Below are 18,497 nucleotides of genomic sequence, written 5' to 3'. Positions count from 1 at the left end.
CGTTCAAGGATACCAGCATGACACTCGTGACTCGAGGGCAAGTTCGTCAGGCTGTGGAGACGTTATCCGCCCAAGGCCGGGTGCCAACCCCAAAATCTATATCCGAGTACTTGGGCGGCAAATATTCTGTTGCTTCCATCAAGGCCCGCCTAACAGCATTGGCCAAGGAAGCTAGTCAGCCAGTTGCGACGCCATCACCTCCCCCAGCACCGGTACGCCGTGCAGACGTGAGCGAAGAGAGCCTGAACGATCGACTACGCTTGGTGGAGTTTGCGTTGTATCGCTTAAAGGAAGCGTTTAACAGCGAACACAGGGAGAACGAGAAACTGCGAGAGCGCCTCGCGGATTGCCAAGATGATCTATATCACGCAGAGATGATTATTCGCATACAGCAATCTGAATCTGAGGCCATGGAGGCTAACTACCAACGCTTGCAGGAAACGGCGCCTATCAACGAGGCTCAACGCCGGGAGCTTTATCTTCTAAGAGCAGTTTTGGCTGATCTCGTTGGCAGAAGATTAGCGTATAAAGGGCTAAGAATTCGACCGACCGCCCTCCTGTGGCCCGAGTGTTATCCGCTAACCCCCGAAAACCCGACCATCGAGCACCCGGTGGTGGTCACCGCGTTGCATAATCTCAGGCAGTATGAGGAAAAATTAAAGCGTGACTACGGAGAAAAACAAACGCAAATGGCCCTACTGGCAGAGTGCGAAGATCTAAAATTGAAATTGGCCGCTCAAGAATATATTTCAGCAGGGATTCAGGTCGACCTCGATAAATGTCGTCAGCGGGTGTTTGCTCTCACTCAGAAGAAACCACGGAGACGTACGCGCCAGACTGGTAGTAGTGCAACTGAGAAGATCGATTCCGCATATACTTTTCCTGCCGACCCACCAAAAACGAAGCCTTGGTGCGGATTCTGGAGATTCTGCAACTGCCGCTATGGAGTATGCGATCGGGGATTGCGTCAGTTGGCACCTGCAATCGATTCACGCGAGCAGCCATCTTTGGAGCAACCTCAATGTAACGATGATGAGCCCCGCGAAGGTGACCCAACCTCATGAAAGCACCAAGTTACAGGGAACGTCGTAGAGCAGTTGACTGAGGAAACGCTGTTGGCGCAGCAGTCTGTAAGAGCGCCGATCGTTTTCATAAATCAACTCGAGTGGCCAGATCGGTCGATCTTTTGCCATAACGTACTTCAAAATGATGGCTTGCTCCACATCGGATGACCATGTTGCGGTTTCCCCGCAAAAGCTGAGCCTGTCCAGCACATGTGAGGCAAAGCTATGTGCGGTGTACCACGCGCGTGCTGATCGCGGCCAGCCCCTTGCATCCTCGGCCTCAGCGTGACGTACGAGCCAAGCAATCACCATCCGTTCTAGACGATCAGGCGCCTGTGCTGGTGTGTGGGCATCTACAGAAGTTACCAAGCTTTCATAGAACAGCTGGTAGATCCGCTTTTTTTCTGCACTCTCCCGGGGAACAACTAAATCATCAAAGCGCATGCGAAGTTGCCAACTTTTACGCACGTGCCGAAGGATAGATTTAAGGCATCGCACCAGTTCACGCACCTCATACTCGCCGACCTCCTGCCGCTCACCTTTGCGCCCCAGCAGCGTTCGCACCTGGACGAAGCCATTTTCCAAAGACCAATTGACCTCGCTAGCGCGCCGCTCCAACAGTGGCGGTTGTTCTTGCCATAGGTAGTCATGCCACGTCCCTTTCGGATGCGTTAGCAGAAATCCGGGACAGTCAATGTTTCGAGCGAAAGAGCTTTCGGTTTTTTCCTGCTTATGAGCGTATTGCTGAAGTATTGACTGACGGTTCGGAGTCAGCAGATCAAAAAAGCTTTGCCGCATCCGTGCGCCTGCCCAGGGGACTTTGCAAGCAGGGCAGCAAAACGGCTGCCGAAACAGTCCCGCGCCCCAAGTGTATTCCGCATGATGACCGCATGCAGAACATCGGCTGAGCAGCACTGCTCGGTGAAACGGGCAGCGCAGCAGTTGTTCTCGCTGAAAAAATACAAAGTGGCGACGAGCCCCCATGCAGACTGGACAAAATCGTAAATACGGAGCGAACCCATCACCCTGATCAATAGGGGCAGCACGGAGGAACATACTCTCAAGTACCTTCCAACTGACGCCTAATCGTTCGGATGCGAACCGCAAATTGACCAAACTGAGGGTTTCAAGGCCCACGATCCTACCTTGTCGAGGATTGCGGCGGTGCTTAGACTTGAATGCACGCTCAATCGTATCTCCCGGCACCCCTCTCGCCAGCGCGAGCCGTGATAGCACGGTGTAAAACGATTCATGGGGCCAACACTTAACACTGGTGCAAGCGCCGCCACCCCAGAACAGGATCTTGTCATCGTCACCACCATTCGCTTCAAGATATTCGGCCATAGAGGGTCACATCGGCCATTGTCAGGTAGTCGGAGAAAAACACCTCGGACAGCAATTGCTCCACGAGTGCTTGTTCAAGTTCAAAGTTTTCATTGTCGCATTCGCAGTATTCAGAGAGCAGAATTTCCACGATACCCGTCAGATGTTTCATAGGTATTCGGCATTCATTGAACCTACCTTGATTGTCAGTGGCAATGCTGAACGCTCGCCAAATGACAGTGGCGCAATTCTCGAGCCTGAACCCCTTCGCGTAGGCCCGTGGAAAGAAAAAACGAGTTGCGGGCCAGTCGGGATCGCTTTCGATCAAGGTGTCATACCCCTGCAAAACATAGGCGACCTCGTCGATGCTGCGCAGCCCCATAAATTCGACGATAGTATTCATCAACCGCGTAATGACCACACCGTTACCTCTCTCAAGGTATTGTTTGCGGAAGGTCACCAATTCGCGCTGCCCAACCAACACAGAAATCAACCGAATATTGCTTTCTTCTAGCTTGTCGTAAACTTCACAAAGCCACGTCAATTGCAGATCGGTCCATTTTTGAGGTTCATCGATAAACAACAGGTAAACTTGGGGTGGATTGCGCTTGCCCTGCTCCACCATACGTCTAATCGCCTGACGCTTACACTCACCCGCGGTTCCAGTAGCGGAAGCGCCGACAGCATTGCACAGACCAACATAAAACTCTTTTGAGGATACATAACTGTTCTGTTCCGCATCCATTTTAGCCGTCGGAAGGTCGCGATACCGTGATTTGGCTTCTAAAGCCAAATATTCGATCATTTTACTCTTTCCAGCACGATACATCCCCCAGAATACAAGACCACCACTGCGGCGCCTAATAGCTCTGTACAAATGCTCCCAGGCATAAGAAATCGGGTCACTCGATAAGAGATATTCTCGCCTCACCACTGGATGCCTCTCGATAGGATAAGGCCGGATCAGCATGGGATCATAGTTACTCATGACTACCGTCCTTGGTTATATAGCTCCGGCGTAAACGTTCTTTAGGGGGGTGAGAAGGTGCCGAGTGAGGCGGCTCACTAGCAGGTAAAACAGCCATGCCAGTATGCTTAAGGTTGTAAGTGGTAATATCCCGCTGCCCCCAGTTATTGGCTTTTTGTAACGCTAGCAACATGTCAGCCAGCGAGCTTTGGCTGTAGTCAATTTGACCGTATTTCACGGCACTCATCAATCGACTTCGTAATTTTTCGCTATGAGGGGTCGTCCAAGGTAGGGGCGGATAAACTTCACCCAGATAATCGCCATTGCGCGTGTAAACTTTCAAATAACTTATATTATAAGGATCCCACTGGATAAGCACTTCTTCGCCAACAGAAGCCTTCAGAGCTGGAAGATTGCGGTAACGCACGTGCCTGAAATTTATATAGGCACTTAGGCTTCCATCGCTTCGCACTTTAATAAATTGAGTCTTATCAGTGAACGCATGCAAATTATGGAATCGTTTCGCCAACCGTGTGTAAAAGAGCCCTTGCTCGCGGGCGGTACGTACAAAAAGGTCCAGCGGTGAATGCGGGGCGATGCTAGTGTGCGGTCGACCATTGTAATCGGAGATGACGATATCCAGCGCGTGATGCATCTCCTCCAGAGTCAGCAGCAGTGATAAGTCTCCCCCCTTCGGAGCGAGACGCTTGATTATTTCATCTCTGGAGTGAGAACCCTTACTTCCCACCAGACGATGTGAGAAATTATCAATAAGAAATCTGAAAAAACTTTCTACTATCGGCCTGTCGTTCGGTTGGTGAGGAGGGCCATAGTCCACGACCGAACCGAGCAAGTTTTCCATTTTTTTCCAAACATCGGTCGCATGATGAGACATCGCATTGTCAACTTTGTAAATCAGTCCTGTCGCCCAAGCCAATTCCGGCATTCTGTCCGCAGGAAATCCACCCTCCACTTTATACATTACATCCGGAATGACCGGCGCAGGTCGCTCATGCGGTGCTACCGAACGGTATACCGCCTTAAGCAGGTCTGTTTGGTCATAATTCCGCCCCAGAGCAAGGCTGTAGCCCAACACACAGCGCGTATGTGCATCAATTACCAGGATGATCCAGACGCAGTGGATTTCATAACAGAAGCTCAGGCCATATTGATCCTGTTCCTGAACAGTTAAATGCAAATCCAACTGATGCCCGTCGATCTGTATCTCCTGGAGTGGAGCAGACGCACGTATATAAATCCGCTCTTCCAATTGCTTAGCCAAGTTTATCCGTTGCTCATTCGCCTGCTCTCGCGCACATTGCTTGATGTATTCGGCCAAAGCGCGCTTGGCTTTGCCTCGCCGATTAAACGGATACTCGCACTTGGAAACCCCCTGCTTTTCGCACTCCTTTAGGAAGAGGTCATGGTACGAGGATAACCTTTTGACACCCCCTGCGGCGCGCGCTTTATATTGCCTAGCCCAAGGCCTAATCTTCTCGACCAGTTTTGGGTATTGCATGAGTAACTTGCGAAATACTCCTGCATCACCGTTGATCGTTGGATCAGGTGACGCTTCGTCAATCAGGGCTGTTCGACTGTAACCGTTTAAGCGATAATTTATTAGTGCAGCCCGATAACCTACCAGCTCACCATCCGAATCGGTCAAAATCGCTCGATTTATCATCGTAAATAGAGATGACGAAGGCACCTTGTACTTCTCTACTATCTCACTTAACGTAGCGCCATCTAAAAGATAGGCTTGCAATGCCTTATATCGCGGTTCAACACGGATCCGCTTTGCCTCCGCCAACGCTTCCATCTTAAGCGCTGGCCACTGACTAACATCGATACTTTCCTTCATCAACTCAAACTTGGAAAATCTTTTCTTGGCATCACTCATCTTTTCACCGACTTCGCAACTCGGAGCACAGAAGATTTCTGCAACAACTCATCATTAAGTCCACTTATTGAAAAGTGACCTTTGCGCACCAACTCAAAAGCGTACGCAAGAGCCTCTTGGTCGACGTAGTTCGGCATCTGCTCCAGCTCGCCAACTGCCACTTCACAATTCTCAATCGAGCGAGCAAACTGCGCGAGATTTCTAGATGAAAGTTTATCGCGCGCACTCACCAGCACCGACAATATGCTCATCCTATTCCAGAATAGAGTATCATTCTGCGGGATCTTCTCCGACAGCATTGGAGAGAGCCTCACATTGAAAGACTTTGCGTATTTCTCAAGTGATTTCAGTGCCTCGACGTGGGCCGGATTTGGAATATACATAAAACAATCGTACTCCATATACCTCACGTAGTATCCAATGTATATGGCACCGCTCACATGGTCGAACCAGCGGTTTATGGCTTCAAAACTGACAACAGTTGGATCAAACTCAAGCATTGTCCACGCCAATAGCTGCTCACGGTGAAATAGCTTCATCGGAGCATGATTCGTTAAGCTAAATACGCGATACAGATGGCCGCCCTTCGGACGTTCTGCTTCGCGGAGCGCGGGATATGGGAACGATGAATTGGGCACGTCAGACATAGCAGTCACCCGACTGCTGATCGCTGTCGAGGCACAGCGTAGAGCCCAGAAGGAAGTGGTCGATGCAAGATTGATGATGGTTAAACCGGCAGCACCAGTAAGCGAGACCCAATGCCAGCACCCGCTTCGCCTGCTTCTGGACAGCAACCTTCGTCGGCACAGTGAAAACGAATACGGTCACAGCATTAGAAAATAACGATTCAGACAACAACATCCCTACTCTCCAAAATGAGCTTTATGGAAAGTAAGGTCGTCCTATTCCTCTTAGCGGGGGCCGCCTCACAAGCAACGACCACAGGCTAGATGATTGCTGCGACGAAGGAAATAGCTATTAGCTATAAAAAAACGTAGTCTCGGTGGATTTTGTTATAAAAGGAACTTCATTATCCTTATGGCTTTCAAAAAACCACGAAAAATCAGCTACTTAAAGGAATTCGCGAAAAAATCTCCAAGAATCAGATCGACGGCATTTTTTCCAGAATTTAGTAGCAAACGACTTTTTCTCCAGAAAATAGTGTTTTTCCATGCAATGGAGAAAATGCATTGATATGAATTTAAGTTATAAATAGATATGATTTATATGAGAAATATCGTAGCGAAGAGAGGATTAAGCGCGGGAATAGGAAAATTCCAAGAATTGAATTCTCCAAGAATTGCATCATTGCGGGCATACTATGTAATTACGTAGGGATTTTGTTCCTATGAAAAGCAAATTTCAAGTGAAATCTAAGGCTTAATAATCACGGCTTATCGCATGTGAATGATAAAAAAGTGCACGTTGAGGATGCTGCTCGAAAGGCTCAGTACGGTAGGCGCGCAAACAGCCCTGGAAGCAGATTCGATGCCCCATTGAGGATTGCCCGTCGCGTGCGGCATTCGGCCCGGTGAAGTGCTGCTGATTGCCGTCACGGGTTTCAGCGTGTTCAACCTGGCCAGCGCCTTTGCCCGCAACCCTTATGAACTGGCAGTGCTGCGCCTGCTGACCGGCATCGCGCTAGGCGCTGCCATGCCCAATATCACCACCCTGCTGGCGAATACCTGCCAGAAAGGCGCCGCTCGCTGCTGATCACCATCAAGTGCACTGGCTTCAACATGGGCCCGGGGTTGGGCGGGTTCCTCGCAGCCTGGCTGATCCCTCAGCACGGCTGGCCACGGTGCCCAGGGAGGCACGCGGCTCGTGCAGCGGCGCTGTCAGTTCGCTGCGTAGCAGACGGACGAACGTGTCCTGAGGCAAGTCCAAGACCTGCTCACGGTTGCCTGGCCGGCGGCGCAGCAGGCTCAGTACCCAGCTGTGGTGCGCTAGGTAGAGGCCTGCGATGGCGCCATGCTCTCGCTGGCTTGCCCATGCGGGTCAGTATCGCTTCTCGTACTGAGGCCAATGGCGTGTGTGGAACTTTTGCTCCATTGTTACGAAAAGCCGAGATACACCTTGTTACGTCTTATGGCTAAAAAAATCAGTTTTAGCCACTACTTGTAGGGCATTTCCCAAAGATACTGCTGACAACCTTTTTTCGTTGCACATGATCAATGCGGATTCTAGTCTCGGCCAGTCGCTGCCAATTCAGCGACCGGTTTTGGCAGACTGTAGACGTAGTCTTCATGTGCACACTTTTATGGTGGCTGTACGTGCGGGCACCCTCTGGTGCGCCGAGTGCCAACGTCTCGGTCTGTCAACCCGTGTACAGCTGCCACCTCATTGTTTGACAGCAAGGCCGTGGTAGCTCCACTTATCTACGGACGCGTTGATGATGGCGGCTGACTACGCACGCTGTGCGGAACTTGTTGCACAGTAGGCGATGTTGATGCAGCCAAAATCCCCTGTGTCGATGTTGGTCATGACATCAATGCGCGAACTTGAAGCCCTGCGCAAATTGCGCGAATCGGTGCTGGTTTAAATTCAAAAACCAGCGGATGCGCAAACGGTGCCGTCATCCACGCCAGCCCAGCCAGCTACAACTTCAGGGAGATCAAACAATGACCATCGAAGAAAACAAATTCACAGTCGGCAAAACCACCTTCTACCAAGGTGAAAACCAGGGCCACCCTCTCTTTCGCATCGAATCCGGCATCCCCTGCCAAAGCGCCCGTGAACAGGCATCGGAACTGATGGGCTACGCCCGCGACCTTTCCATCGACGGCCTGATGGAAGAAAAGCCCCAACTGATCTGGGCCTCTCACTACCTTTGCGCCCTGGCAAAGGCTCTGCTCGACGATGCCGAACTGGGCATGATGAAAGACTGAAACCGAAACATACGTCCCTGTGGGAGCCGCGCTTGCCGGAAATGGGCCACAACGCGCGCCCACAATCCAAGCGCTTGAACCCTAGTCAGGAGAACTCAAAAATGCCGCGAGACATGACATCTAGCCGTGCGAGAGCCAACTATCTGGACCCTCGCAACCCATCATCCCAACGACTATTCACTGCTATCCACGAGCTCCCCTCCAGCCAGGCCAGAGAGCAAGCCTCGAAATTAATGGACTGTTCCCGCTACCTCAACCACACCGGCGTCATGTTGGGTGACCATCGAAGAATCGCAGCATCCCATCACCTCAATACAATGATATTCGCCCTGTTGGATGAACTTGAACACGGCCGCTCCCCCACGCCCTAGGCTTTGTACGTACGGGAAAACGGAATGTACCAACTGCGGGACCGAATATTTTCAAATATGCAGCAGCGGCAACTCACATGAAGCGTACTGCGCCTGGAAAAACCGCCCAAAACCTAGACCCCGATCGCTGGACTTTGCCTTTATCCACTGACAAAGTAGGGGAATCTCACGGACGAGCCCACAATCAAGCAAGGCGATTCTATGGCAATCGATTCTCCTCTTGTCCGCAGACTCCGTATTTTCGCGTCATTCAACCCACGGCTATTCCTGCGCTGGCTGAACAAGGAAGAGGTCAACCTCATCGACCACTTCCGCACCCTGCCTGAGCGCGACCGGATCGCCGTACGGTACATGTGCACGGCGATTCACAAGACTTCAATGCAAAAGCCCGAATGAATAGCCTGGCCTCAGGCAGCGCCATCCAGCCCCATCTGCCAGAAATCAGCCTCCAGCCTTGAAGCCTGGCCAAAGATCTGTGCCAGCTCGGCAAACCGCTGCTCGGTCATGCTCCGCGCCGCCAGTTCATCCAGGTGCTTGCGCGCCGCTGCCGCCACGCCCTGGTAAGCCTCGCCGGCATACTCGCCAATCCACTCCCGGTACGGGTGGTCGCTCAAGTCCCCGATGCGCGCTGCCAGCGTGCGGCCGATCTCGGCGTACCCGATCACGCACGGCGCCAACGCCGCATGCAGTTCAAGCAAATCACCCGCCGCGCCGCAGTCGAGCACGTAGCGGGTGTAAGCCACGGTCGCCTGGTGTTCCGGCGCTGCCTGGATGTCGGCCTGCGACAACCCCCAGCGCGCGCACAAGCGCAGGTGCAGCTCGGTCTCGTCGAGAATTGCCGCCAGGCCCGCCTGGGCAGCGCGGATATCCGCCGGCAGGCGGCTCTTGTAGGCGGCCAGTGCCCAGGCGCGGGCGAACTGGATGAGGAACAGGTAGTCCTGGATCAGGTAAGTACGGAAAGCTTCTTCTGGCAGCGTGCCCTCACCCATCTGCCGCACGAAGTCGTGGTCGACATAGCGGCTCCACTGCCCGGCAGTAGCAGCCTTCAAGCGCTCGAAAATATCCATGCTCAAGCCTCCTCGGTGTAGACGGCGTCGAAGAAGGCAAGCTCCAGCGCCACGGTGCGGGCGTAAAAATCACTGGCCAATGCCGCTTCCTGTGGGCCGACCCGGTCCAGCTCGGCCTTCAGGAAGGCAACAAAATCACAGAATGCCGGGTTGTCGTGCAGGGTGATCCATTCGGCGTAGACGAAGTTGGCAGGCAACGGCTTGGGTGCCTTGAGGGCCCAGTCCAGATAAAGGCCTTCGGCAACGTTGAGCACGGCCAGTGCCGCAGCATAGGAACGGGTAGCGGCGGCCTCGCGCATGATGGCCTTGAAGCCGGCGGTAGGTGCAGTGTCTGCGGGCTCGGTGCGTTGCGCCGGGCTGACATCCAGGGCCTCGAACGCACGCAGGAAATAGGTGTTCTCGTCGCTGGAGATCATCCCTGCGAAGCGGCCGAAGCGCAGGCGGGCTTCAAAGGTGTCGGCCGTGGCGATCGCGGCGCCGAGCAAGGTCAGGAAGCTGTCGAGAAAGCGGTGGTCCTGGACCAGGTAGCGGACCATGATCGGGTCGGCCACGCTGCCCGCGCAAAGTTCGGTGACGAAGCGGTGGCCAACGGCGGCCGACCAGGTGGGTTGGTTCTGGCGTTGAAGGGTTTCGCTGAAACGTTCGGTCATGTTGCTGCCCCCCTTGGGCATGACAGCGAGACCGTAGCGGCTGGGCATGATGTGGCCTCGCAATGAGGCCGGCAAAAAGGCAGGTCGGCAGTCCCATCCCTTCGCCGGCATGATCCGGATCAGGTTCGAAGGGTCACCGCGCTGCAGTTGCCAGCGGTTTCTCAGCCCGTTGCCGGGCTCCCCTTGGTGGGTAACAGGTATACAGCCCCAATCACCCATTGTCACCATTCCCATCACCGGAGTTGGGCCAAGCGCTGCCCAGTTTCGGGGGCCTACACCCGCTCTTTGACACCCCATTATTTTGCGCGCCTCAGGCGTCGCAAGGATTTGTATAACAAAGCATTACGGAAACATCTGTTGGCACATCCGTTGCTCAGGCCTTGAAAACCCGGCAATACGCCATTGATGGCCCATAGCCATTTAGCCGTGAGCGAGGCACCAGGCAATGAAAAACCCTGCCGTGATCCACCCCAACAGCCACGCCTTCAAATTGTCCGCCGTAACCGCGCTGATGCTCAGCCTCGGACTGATCTCAGCCATGGCCTCCTCGCTGGATGATGTCAGCCAGCCACCGCCGACGGACCCGTCGCATTACGATGACCAGCCGGCTGACCCAGCCCCGGCGCTGCTTAACCTGTTCACCATGCCCGAGGCCAACGAAGGCTCCCTGGAACTGCAAAACGGGGTATACGGCACTCGCACGAGCAACCGCGTCGACAACGTGCTGCCGCCTGCCTTGCAGACGTCACGCAATTACCCTACCAACGGCAAGCCGAGCCCGTTGTTCGGCGCCCAGCCGTTCACCCAGCAACTGCTGCTGTTCGAGGAATTCGGCCCGGAGAAACTCGACCCCAACCTGCCACCCCCTACCCTGACCTTCCCGGTCCCCACACTGGGCGCGGCCCCTGCGCAAGACCCGGACGTGGTGGCCCGCAGCAGCCCGAATGGCAACGCCTTGGAAGCCTTCCTCAAGCAACCGGGCCTATTCCCGTTCCCGACCCAATACGCCAACACCCTCGACCGCAACCCGTGGAAGGCGCAGATCGAGCTGTTCCTCAACCGCAACTCGGTCGGCTCGCCAGCAGAAGGCCGGCCACCAGGAAAAGGCTGGTCGCACCAGCGCTGGAACGAATTCTACCCCCAGGCGGCGTTCAAGACGGCGCAGGCCGGTGCGCGCATCAACCAGGGGCTGCGTGACCGCAAGCAGTTGCACAACTATGCCGTCGGCGAGTTCGCGCCGGGCGGCCTGTACTACCAGACCTCGGACATCCCCACCACCCTCGGTACCACCAAGGGCATCGACCCCCGCTTCCACCCGAATTTCCCGCAGCAGAACCACAAATCGCTGTGGACCTTCGACGGCACCTTCCCGCCGAAGCTGCTGATGGTCCGCTATGGCCAGCCGGTGCTGATGCGCCACTACAACGCGCTGCCCATCGACCCGGCGGCCAACGCAGGCTTTGGCCTGCACACCATTTCCACCCACGAGCACAACGGACACTCCCCGGCCGAGAGCGATGGCTTCGCCAACGCCTACTTCTTCCCTGGGCAGTACTATGACTACCGCTGGCCGATCCAGTTGGCGGGCTACGACACCATCAACACCCGTGCCGAAGACCCGCGTGCCGCCTTCCCCTGCTCGCCCGGCGAAACCCTGTTCGTCAACGACGCAAGCCCTGGGCTGAAGACCTGCGAGAACGGCAGCATCAAGATTCGTGGGGACTGGCACGAAACCATGAGTACCCACTGGTTCCACGACCACATGATGGATTTCACGGCGCAGAACGTCTACAAGGGCAACGCCGTGATGATGAACTACTACAGCGCCATCGACCGTGGCAACGAAGCGCTGCAGGACGGCGTCAACCTGCGCTTCCCGAGCGGTTCGGCCATGCCGTGGGGCAACCGCGACTACGACGTCAACCTGGTGATCGCTGACAAGGCCTGGGATCAGAACGGCCAGCTGTGGTTCAACCCGTTCAACACCGACGGCTTCCTCGGTGACCAGGTGCTGGTCAACTGGCAGTACCAGCCCAAGCTCAAGGTGCGCGCCCGCAGCTACCGCTTCCGCATCCTCAACGGCTCGGTGTCGCGCTACTTCAAGTTCGCGGTGGTCCGTGAAATTGCAGGTAACGGTGGTGAGTTCAAGGGCCCGTCCGGCTCCAACGTGTCTTACGCCCGCGTGCCGTTCCACATGATCGCCAACGACGGCAACATCATGGAACACGCCGTGCCATTCGACGGCACCATGGACCTCAACGGCGACGGCAAGACCGACGACAACAACGGCATCCTGCCACTGCAAGGCATCGCCGAGCGTTACGACATCATCATCAACTTCGCCAAGAATGGCATCAAGGTCGGCGACAAACTGTACTTCGTCAACATCATGGAGCATGAGACCGGCAAGGGCCCGAAACAACCCATCTCGCTGGCCGACGTGCTGTCCGAGAAGTACAAGGCAGTGATCAAGCAGACCAGCAACGGGCCTGAATGGGACAAAGGCGACCCGGTGGTCGGCAAGTTCCTGCAACTGGTCGTGCAGCCCTACAGCGGCACCGACGTCAGCATGGACCCGAGTGCCTATGAACCGGCCAAACCGGGCAAGGCTGAAGGCCTCAAAATGATCCCGCTGACCATCGACCGCAATGCCGTGGCCGACCAGGCCAAGATCAAGGCGGCCCGCCACCGCGAGTTCACCTTCGGCCGCTCCGACGGTACCGACACCACCCCCTGGACCATCAAGACCGACGGTGGCTTCGGCTATAGCATGGACCCACGGCGCATCTCTGCCGCCACGCAACTGGCCAGCGAAGCGACCCAAGGTGGCTTCAGTGGCGACGGCACCCTGGAAGTGTGGAAGATCAAGAACGGCGGCAGCGGCTGGAGCCACCCGGTGCATGTGCACTTCGAAGAAGGCGTGGTCCTCAGCCGTGACGGCAAGGCTCCACCGGAATGGGAAAAATGGGCGCGCAAGGACGTCTACCGCATCGGCCCGGATGCTGACTCCTCAAGCGAAGTGGAAATGGCCATCCGCTTCCGTGAGTTCGCCGGTACCTACATGGAGCACTGCCACAACACCCAGCACGAAGACAGCTCGATGCTGCTGCGCTGGGACATCGAACACCCTGGGCAATTCCAGGTGATGCCGACTCCGTTGCCGGGTTGGGATGGCGTGCAATACATGGCCTCTGTGGGCCTGCCGACATTCCGTACCGCCAGCAACAACAGCACGGACCCGGCCAACAAGCCACCGGTAGCGGTGAACGACAGCGCAGCGACCACAGCGGGCAAACCGATCGTGATCAACGTGCTGGCCAACGACACCGACCCCGAAGGCAACCTGCCGCTTACCGTCAAGGGCCTCAGCCAGCCGGACTCGGGCAAGGGCTCGGTAAGCACCGACGGCACCACCGTGACCTACACGCCGCCGGCGACGGTCGACACCCCGTTCACCGCCAGCTTCAACTACACCGCGCGTGACGCCAAGGGCGCCGATTCGCTGAACCAGGCAACGGTCAGTGTCGCGGTAGGCCCAGCGGTGGTGGCGGACCAGATCGAGGTCAGCAGTGCCGTGGTGCAGGTGCGCAGCAACAACCGCTACACCTGGGACATTTCCGGCACCACCTCGGTGGCCAGCGGCAACAGCATCACGGTGACCGCAGCCACCACCAGTGGCCCGCTGAACCTGGGTACGGCGACGCTGACGGCGGCATCCAGCGGAGCGCGCTGGCGGTTGTCGGTGAGCACCACCGGCAACGGCCCGGCGACACCGGCGACAATCACCGTGAAGTCGGCACTGGGCCAGAGCGTGACGGCACCCATCAGCATCAAGTAACAGCGGGGCCGCTCTGCGGCCCATCGCCGGCAAGCCGGCTGCCACAGGTACAGCGCAGGTTCAGAGCGATGCGCAGCGCCTGTGGAAGCGAGCTAGCCGGCGATGAGGCCGTCCATCACCACACAAGCAGAAAGAGGATCGCATCATGGCCATGTCATGGCGTGTTCTACTTGCCCTCACCCTGTTCGCCGCCGGTACTCATTACTGGCCGATCAAGCCAGCACAGTCGGCACCCTCGGTCGAGGCCAGCACGCCGTGGGGCGCCAACTACTTCCCCAACACCCCGCTGGTGACCCAGGACGGCAAGAAGGTGCGGTTCTTCGACGACCTGATCAAGGACAAGGTGGTGGCGATCAACTTCATCTTCACCGGCTGCTCCGACTCCTGCCCGGTGGAAACCGCCCGCCTGCGCCAGGTACAGAAAATCCTCGGTGACCGGATCGGCAAGGACATCTTCCTCTACTCCATCAGCATCGACCCTTACAACGACACCCCCACCACCCTCAAGCGCTACGCCGAGAAGTTCGGCATCGGCCCCGGCTGGACCCTGCTCACGGGCGAACCAGGCGATATCGAACAGCTGCGCCGGCGCCTGGGCCTGTATATCGAAGGCCTGGAGAACGGCCGTTCCAAGGACCACAACCTGAGCCTGATCATCGGCAACCAGGCCACTGGCCGCTGGATGAAGGCCTCGCCCTTCGAAAGCCCGTACATCCTCGCCGACCGCCTGGGCAACAGCCTGCACAACTGGAAACAGGCCAGCGACATGGCCAACGACTACGCCAGCGCACCGGAAATCCGCCCGCCCAGCAGTGGCGAACAGATCTTCCGTACCCGCTGCTCCTCGTGCCACACCGTGGGCAACAGCGAACCCGGCCAACCCGGCATCGGCCCCGACCTGCTGGGCGTGACCCAGCAACGCGACCCCAGCTGGCTGATACGTTGGCTGAAGGAGCCTGACCAGATGCTGGCCGAGAAGGAACCGCTAGCCACCCTGCTCTACGAACAGTACAACCGCCTGGCCATGCCCAACATGCGCCTGGGCGATACCGAGGTCACTGCGCTGATCACTTACCTGCAGGAAGAAACTTCACGCATACAGGCGCCCCTGGCTGACCGGGGAAAACCTTAGAGGCAATTAGCCATTAGTCATGAGGTTGTCATCTGTCTGTCGTATTTTTCGACCATCACCCAGGGTCGGGAATACCAGCAGTGATACGCCGCTCTCTCTCCTCCGCAGGCCTCCTGCGCCTGTTGATCCTGATGCTCTGTGCAGCCACCCTGACCTTCCTCTGGGGGCTTCACGTCACCCAGAAAGCCGCCTCGCGCCAGGATGCGCTGGCAGCCAAGGCGGCCGAGCACCTGAACCTGGCCAGCATCGTTGCCGAAAGCCTGCGCCAGCTGGTCGACCGCGCCCAGGCCGTGGGCCGGGTGACCCAGGACGACATGAAGTCGCTGCGCCAGGGCAGCCTGAGCCTGGCCAGGCTGCTGGCCGAAGACCCGGTGTTCAAGCGCATGAGCCTGTACGACCGCCAGGGCCGGCTGCTTTCCACCAGCCACAGCGATGAACCTGCAACACTGCCTAGCGACTGGCTGAAGCAATTGCAGGTGCATGTCGCCCACTACGGTTTCAAACCTTTCCTGCCGCGGGCCACCCCAGACACTTCGGCATCGACCATGCCCCACTGGCGCCTGCCATTCCTGCTGCCATTGACCGACCTGCCAGGCCGCGAGATCGACAACATTCTCGTGGTGCAGCTCGATATCGGCTATCTGGCGGTGCTGTTCCAGCACATCGACCTCGGCCACAGCGGCTTGATGCGCCTGCTCCAGGACGATGGCCAGGAGCGCCTGCGCATCGACACCAGTGGCGTGGTGGTGGCTGGCGACAGCTTCGAGCCAGACATGGCCGATGCCGACGACGCTGGGCAGTTGACCCAGTACGCTGCCGGAGTGCCTTACCAGAGCCTGTACCGGCGCGTGCCCGAGCGCGGCTTCAGCGTGGTGGTCAGCCAGCGCTATGACGAGATTCTTGCCCCTTCCGCGCTGGCCTTTTCGCGGCAGTTCTGGCTGAACCTGAGCATGACCCTGATGATCATCGTCAGCCTGGCCTGGACCCTGCGCCTGCTGCGCAAGCGCCAGGAGGCGTTCAGCGCCCTGGAGCACGCGCAGCAGGTCAACCAGCAATTGATCGGCCGCCTGGAGGACGAACACCGGCGCAGCAGCCACGCCGCCGCCACCGACCACCTCAGCGGCCTGCACAACCGCCGCCAGTTCGTCGACGTCGCCGGGCAAGCGCTCACCCGCCAGCGCGGCAAGCGCCGCCTGATGGCGATCCTGTTCATCGACATGGACCGTTTCAAGTCGATCAACGACTCGCTCGGGCACAAGATTGGCGACCTCCTGCTGCAGGCCGTGGCCGGGCGCATCCAGCGCCTGCTCGAGCCTGGCGACGAAGCCTCGCGCTTTGGCGGTGACGAATTCGTGGTGCTGCTGGCCGGCGAACGCAGCGAGGCGCAGATCAACAGCTGGGTGCGCACGCTGGTGCAGAAGCTCTCGGCCACGTATGCCCTCGACGGCCAGGAGGTCAACACCAGCCCCAGTGTCGGTGTCAGCATCTGCCCGCGAGATGGCCAGGACATCGACAGCCTGATCCGCTGCGCCGATGCCGCCATGTACTCGGCGAAACAGGCCGGCCGTGCCCAGTACCGCTTCTTCGACCCCTCGCTGAACCTTTCCGACATCCAGGCCTTCACCCTTGAACAGGCCTTCGGCACGGCCCTGAGCGAGCGCCAGTTCGTGTTGCACTACCAGCCACAGATCCGCCTCGATAGCCACCGTGTACTGGGCTATGAAGCCCTGGTGCGATGGGATCACCCCGAATTCGGGCTGCTTTACCCGGACCGTTTCATCGGCCTGGCCGAACGCAGCGGTTTCATCATCGAGCTGGGCTGGGAAGTGTTGCGCCTGGCCTGCGAAGAACTGGCGCGCTGGGATGCTCAGGGCCGTGAGGCACGCCTGGCCGTCAATGTCTCGGCCATGCAGTTGCGCCAGGCCGACTTCAGCACCCGCCTGCTGGCCAAGCTGCAGCTGTACGGCATCAACCCGCAGCGCCTGGAGCTGGAGATCACCGAAACCACCATCCTCGACCCCGAAGGCACCGCCGTCGATCACCTGCATCGCCTGCGCGCAGTCGGCCTGGGCATCAGCCTGGACGACTTCGGCCGTGGCTATGCGGGCTTCGCGCACCTGCAGTCACTACCGCTGAGCAAGCTGAAGATCGACCGCTCGCTGATCGCGCCGCTGTCCAACAGCTACGACGACAGCCCGATCGTGTCCTCGACCATCATCCTGGCCAAGCGCCTGGGCCTGGAAGTGGTAGCCGAAGGCGTCGAAACCCGCGAGCAAGTGGTGTGCCTGAAGCTCGCCGGCTGCGATATCGCCCAGGGCTACCACTTCAGCCGGCCGCTGTCGCCAGCGCAGTTGCTTGAGTACCCGCCCTTCAACGGTATCGAGGAAAAGCCATGCGTGTTGTGAAGACCCTGGCTGGGCTGCTGCTGGCCAGCCTGCTGGCCAACAATGCGCTGGCCGATTGCACGCCACGCAGCCTGCGCCTGGCGGTGATCCCGATCAAGAGCAGCGAAGACATGGTCCGCGAACACCAGCCGCTGCTGCTACGCCTGAGCCAGGCCGCTGGCGTGCCGGTGGAACTGGTGATTGCCGCCTCTTACGAAGGCGTGGTCGATGCCATCGTCTCTGGCGGCGCCGATATCGCCCGGCTTGGGCCAGCGTCCTATGTGCTGGCCAACCGTCGCGACCCCGGAATCGAACCCTTCGCGACCTTCACCTTGAGTGCGGGCCCTTATACGCCAGCCGGCAGCCATTACCAGGCACTGCTACTGACCGGTGGCGACAGGTTCGCAGACATCGAGCAACTGCGTGGCAAGCGCGTGGCCCTGAGCGACCCGGCCAGCACCTCGGGCAGCCTGGTGCCGAGCGTCGAGTTCCCGGCTGAAGTCGGCTCGCCCCTGCCGCAGTTCTTCGGCGCGCTGGTGTATGCCGGGACCCACGACAAGGCACTGGAGGCGCTGCTCGATGGCCGCGTGGATGCCGCCTTCGTCGCCAGCGAGCGGGCCGATGCCTACCTGGCGCGGCATGCCCTGAGCCCCGCTGCGCTCAAGGTGCAATGGCGTTCGCAGCCGATCTACTACGACCCCTATGTGTTCAGTGCCAGCCTGTGCCCGGCATTGAGGCAACGCATTCGCGCGGCGATGCTGGATGACCCCGACGTACTGGCAGCCTTTGTCGCCTCCCAGGATGCCAGCGGGCTGGTGCCGGTGAGCAAGGCCGAATATGCACCGCTGCAGCGCATGATGGATGCCTTGTTGCCTCGCTGATCCAGTTTCTCCTGTTCCGGCCTCTTCGCGGC

16 protein-coding genes, 1 pseudogene and 1 riboswitch are annotated in these 18,497 nt (G+C 57.8%); of the genes and pseudogenes, 9 read left to right on the top strand and 8 right to left on the bottom strand.

The annotated features are described in order from the left end of the window. Positions 1 to 17: 17 nt before the first annotated feature. A complete protein-coding gene (locus tag APH27_RS26330) occupies positions 18 to 1,064 on the top strand; it encodes a hypothetical protein (RefSeq protein WP_156335856.1) in 1,047 nt (348 codons plus the stop codon). On the opposite strand, the gene APH27_RS26325 is transcribed toward APH27_RS26330, so the two are convergent. The 5 genes from APH27_RS26325 to APH27_RS06575 are packed head-to-tail and all read right to left on the bottom strand — an operon-like array spanning position 1,059 to position 6,115. Then, positions 1,059 to 2,408, bottom strand: a complete 1,350-nt coding sequence (locus APH27_RS26325) for a hypothetical protein (protein ID WP_156335855.1) — start codon at positions 2,406 to 2,408, stop codon at positions 1,059 to 1,061. The two genes, APH27_RS26330 and APH27_RS26325, sit on opposite strands and share 6 nt — an antisense overlap. Continuing rightward, positions 2,392 to 3,375 carry an AAA family ATPase gene (locus tag APH27_RS25685; RefSeq protein ID WP_082435022.1) on the bottom strand — a complete coding sequence of 328 codons (984 nt, stop codon included), beginning with the start codon at positions 3,373 to 3,375 and terminating at the stop codon, positions 2,392 to 2,394. The genes APH27_RS26325 and APH27_RS25685 overlap by 17 nt, the downstream gene beginning before the upstream one ends. Next, complete coding sequence (locus APH27_RS06585; protein ID WP_060484330.1) at positions 3,368 to 5,254, bottom strand: Mu transposase C-terminal domain-containing protein; 1,887 nt, start codon at positions 5,252 to 5,254, stop codon at positions 3,368 to 3,370. The genes APH27_RS25685 and APH27_RS06585 overlap by 8 nt, the downstream gene beginning before the upstream one ends. Beyond that, positions 5,251 to 5,901 carry a hypothetical protein gene (locus APH27_RS06580; RefSeq protein ID WP_156335854.1) on the bottom strand — a complete coding sequence of 217 codons (651 nt, stop codon included), beginning with the start codon at positions 5,899 to 5,901 and terminating at the stop codon, positions 5,251 to 5,253. Before APH27_RS06580 ends, APH27_RS06585 begins: the two co-directional genes overlap by 4 nt. Further along, positions 5,894 to 6,115 (bottom strand): hypothetical protein, encoded by a 222-nt coding sequence (locus tag APH27_RS06575; RefSeq protein WP_060484328.1) that lies wholly within the window; start codon positions 6,113 to 6,115, stop codon positions 5,894 to 5,896. Before APH27_RS06575 ends, APH27_RS06580 begins: the two co-directional genes overlap by 8 nt. 672 nt (positions 6,116 to 6,787) lie before the next feature. Between APH27_RS06575 and APH27_RS25680 the strand changes: the two are divergent. Beyond that, positions 6,788 to 7,050: pseudogene (locus APH27_RS25680) on the top strand (MFS transporter); the annotation flags it as partial. On the opposite strand, the gene APH27_RS25675 reads toward APH27_RS25680, so the two are convergent. After that, a complete protein-coding gene (locus APH27_RS25675) occupies positions 6,989 to 7,219 on the bottom strand; it encodes a sigma factor (RefSeq protein WP_082435032.1) in 231 nt (76 codons plus the stop codon). The pseudogene APH27_RS25680 and the gene APH27_RS25675 overlap by 62 nt on opposite strands. A gap of 656 nt (positions 7,220 to 7,875) precedes the next feature. Between APH27_RS25675 and APH27_RS06570 the strand changes: the two genes are divergently transcribed. The 3 genes from APH27_RS06570 (at position 7,876) to APH27_RS06565 (ending at position 8,909) form a co-directional block, all read left to right on the top strand. Next, complete coding sequence (locus APH27_RS06570; protein ID WP_060484327.1) at positions 7,876 to 8,142, top strand: DUF3077 domain-containing protein; 267 nt, start codon at positions 7,876 to 7,878, stop codon at positions 8,140 to 8,142. A gap of 41 nt (positions 8,143 to 8,183) precedes the next feature. Then, positions 8,184 to 8,513 carry a DUF3077 domain-containing protein gene (locus APH27_RS27110; protein ID WP_082435020.1) on the top strand — a complete coding sequence of 110 codons (330 nt, stop codon included), beginning with the start codon at positions 8,184 to 8,186 and terminating at the stop codon, positions 8,511 to 8,513. 201 nt (positions 8,514 to 8,714) lie between these two features. Further along, positions 8,715 to 8,909, top strand: coding sequence for a hypothetical protein (locus tag APH27_RS06565; protein ID WP_060484326.1), 195 nt, complete (start codon positions 8,715 to 8,717; stop codon positions 8,907 to 8,909). A gap of 11 nt (positions 8,910 to 8,920) precedes the next feature. On the opposite strand, the gene tenA is transcribed toward APH27_RS06565, so the two are convergent. Continuing rightward, positions 8,921 to 9,586: a thiaminase II gene (tenA, locus tag APH27_RS06560; protein ID WP_060484325.1), complete on the bottom strand. Its 666-nt coding sequence runs from the start codon at positions 9,584 to 9,586 to the stop codon at positions 8,921 to 8,923. Beyond that, on the bottom strand, positions 9,583 to 10,230 hold the full coding sequence (locus tag APH27_RS06555) for a TenA family protein (RefSeq protein ID WP_027917241.1): 648 nt from the start codon (positions 10,228 to 10,230) through the stop codon (positions 9,583 to 9,585). The genes tenA and APH27_RS06555 overlap by 4 nt, the downstream gene beginning before the upstream one ends. 79 nt (positions 10,231 to 10,309) lie before the next feature. Continuing rightward, a riboswitch (TPP riboswitch) is annotated at positions 10,310 to 10,424 on the bottom strand. Between the two features lie 251 nt (positions 10,425 to 10,675). Here APH27_RS06555 and APH27_RS06550 point away from each other — a divergent pair. The 4 genes from APH27_RS06550 (at position 10,676) to APH27_RS06535 (ending at position 18,465) form a co-directional block, all read left to right on the top strand. Next, complete coding sequence (locus tag APH27_RS06550; RefSeq protein ID WP_060484324.1) at positions 10,676 to 14,068, top strand: Ig-like domain-containing protein; 3,393 nt, start codon at positions 10,676 to 10,678, stop codon at positions 14,066 to 14,068. A gap of 145 nt (positions 14,069 to 14,213) precedes the next feature. Continuing rightward, positions 14,214 to 15,200, top strand: a complete 987-nt coding sequence (locus APH27_RS06545; protein WP_060484323.1) for an SCO family protein — start codon at positions 14,214 to 14,216, stop codon at positions 15,198 to 15,200. Between the two features lie 80 nt (positions 15,201 to 15,280). Next, a complete protein-coding gene (locus APH27_RS06540; protein WP_060484322.1) occupies positions 15,281 to 17,605 on the top strand; it encodes a bifunctional diguanylate cyclase/phosphodiesterase in 2,325 nt (774 codons plus the stop codon). Beyond that, positions 17,593 to 18,465 (top strand): phosphate/phosphite/phosphonate ABC transporter substrate-binding protein, encoded by an 873-nt coding sequence (locus APH27_RS06535; protein WP_060484321.1) that lies wholly within the window; start codon positions 17,593 to 17,595, stop codon positions 18,463 to 18,465. Before APH27_RS06540 ends, APH27_RS06535 begins: the two co-directional genes overlap by 13 nt. Positions 18,466 to 18,497 lie beyond the last annotated feature (32 nt).

Origin of the sequence: Pseudomonas sp. NBRC 111123 (assembly GCF_001320205.1) — a bacterium.
GTDB classification, from domain to species: domain Bacteria; phylum Pseudomonadota; class Gammaproteobacteria; order Pseudomonadales; family Pseudomonadaceae; genus Aquipseudomonas; species Aquipseudomonas putida_J.
Note: the sequence above shows the minus strand (reverse complement) of the source record. Positions and strands in the feature narration are given on the sequence as shown.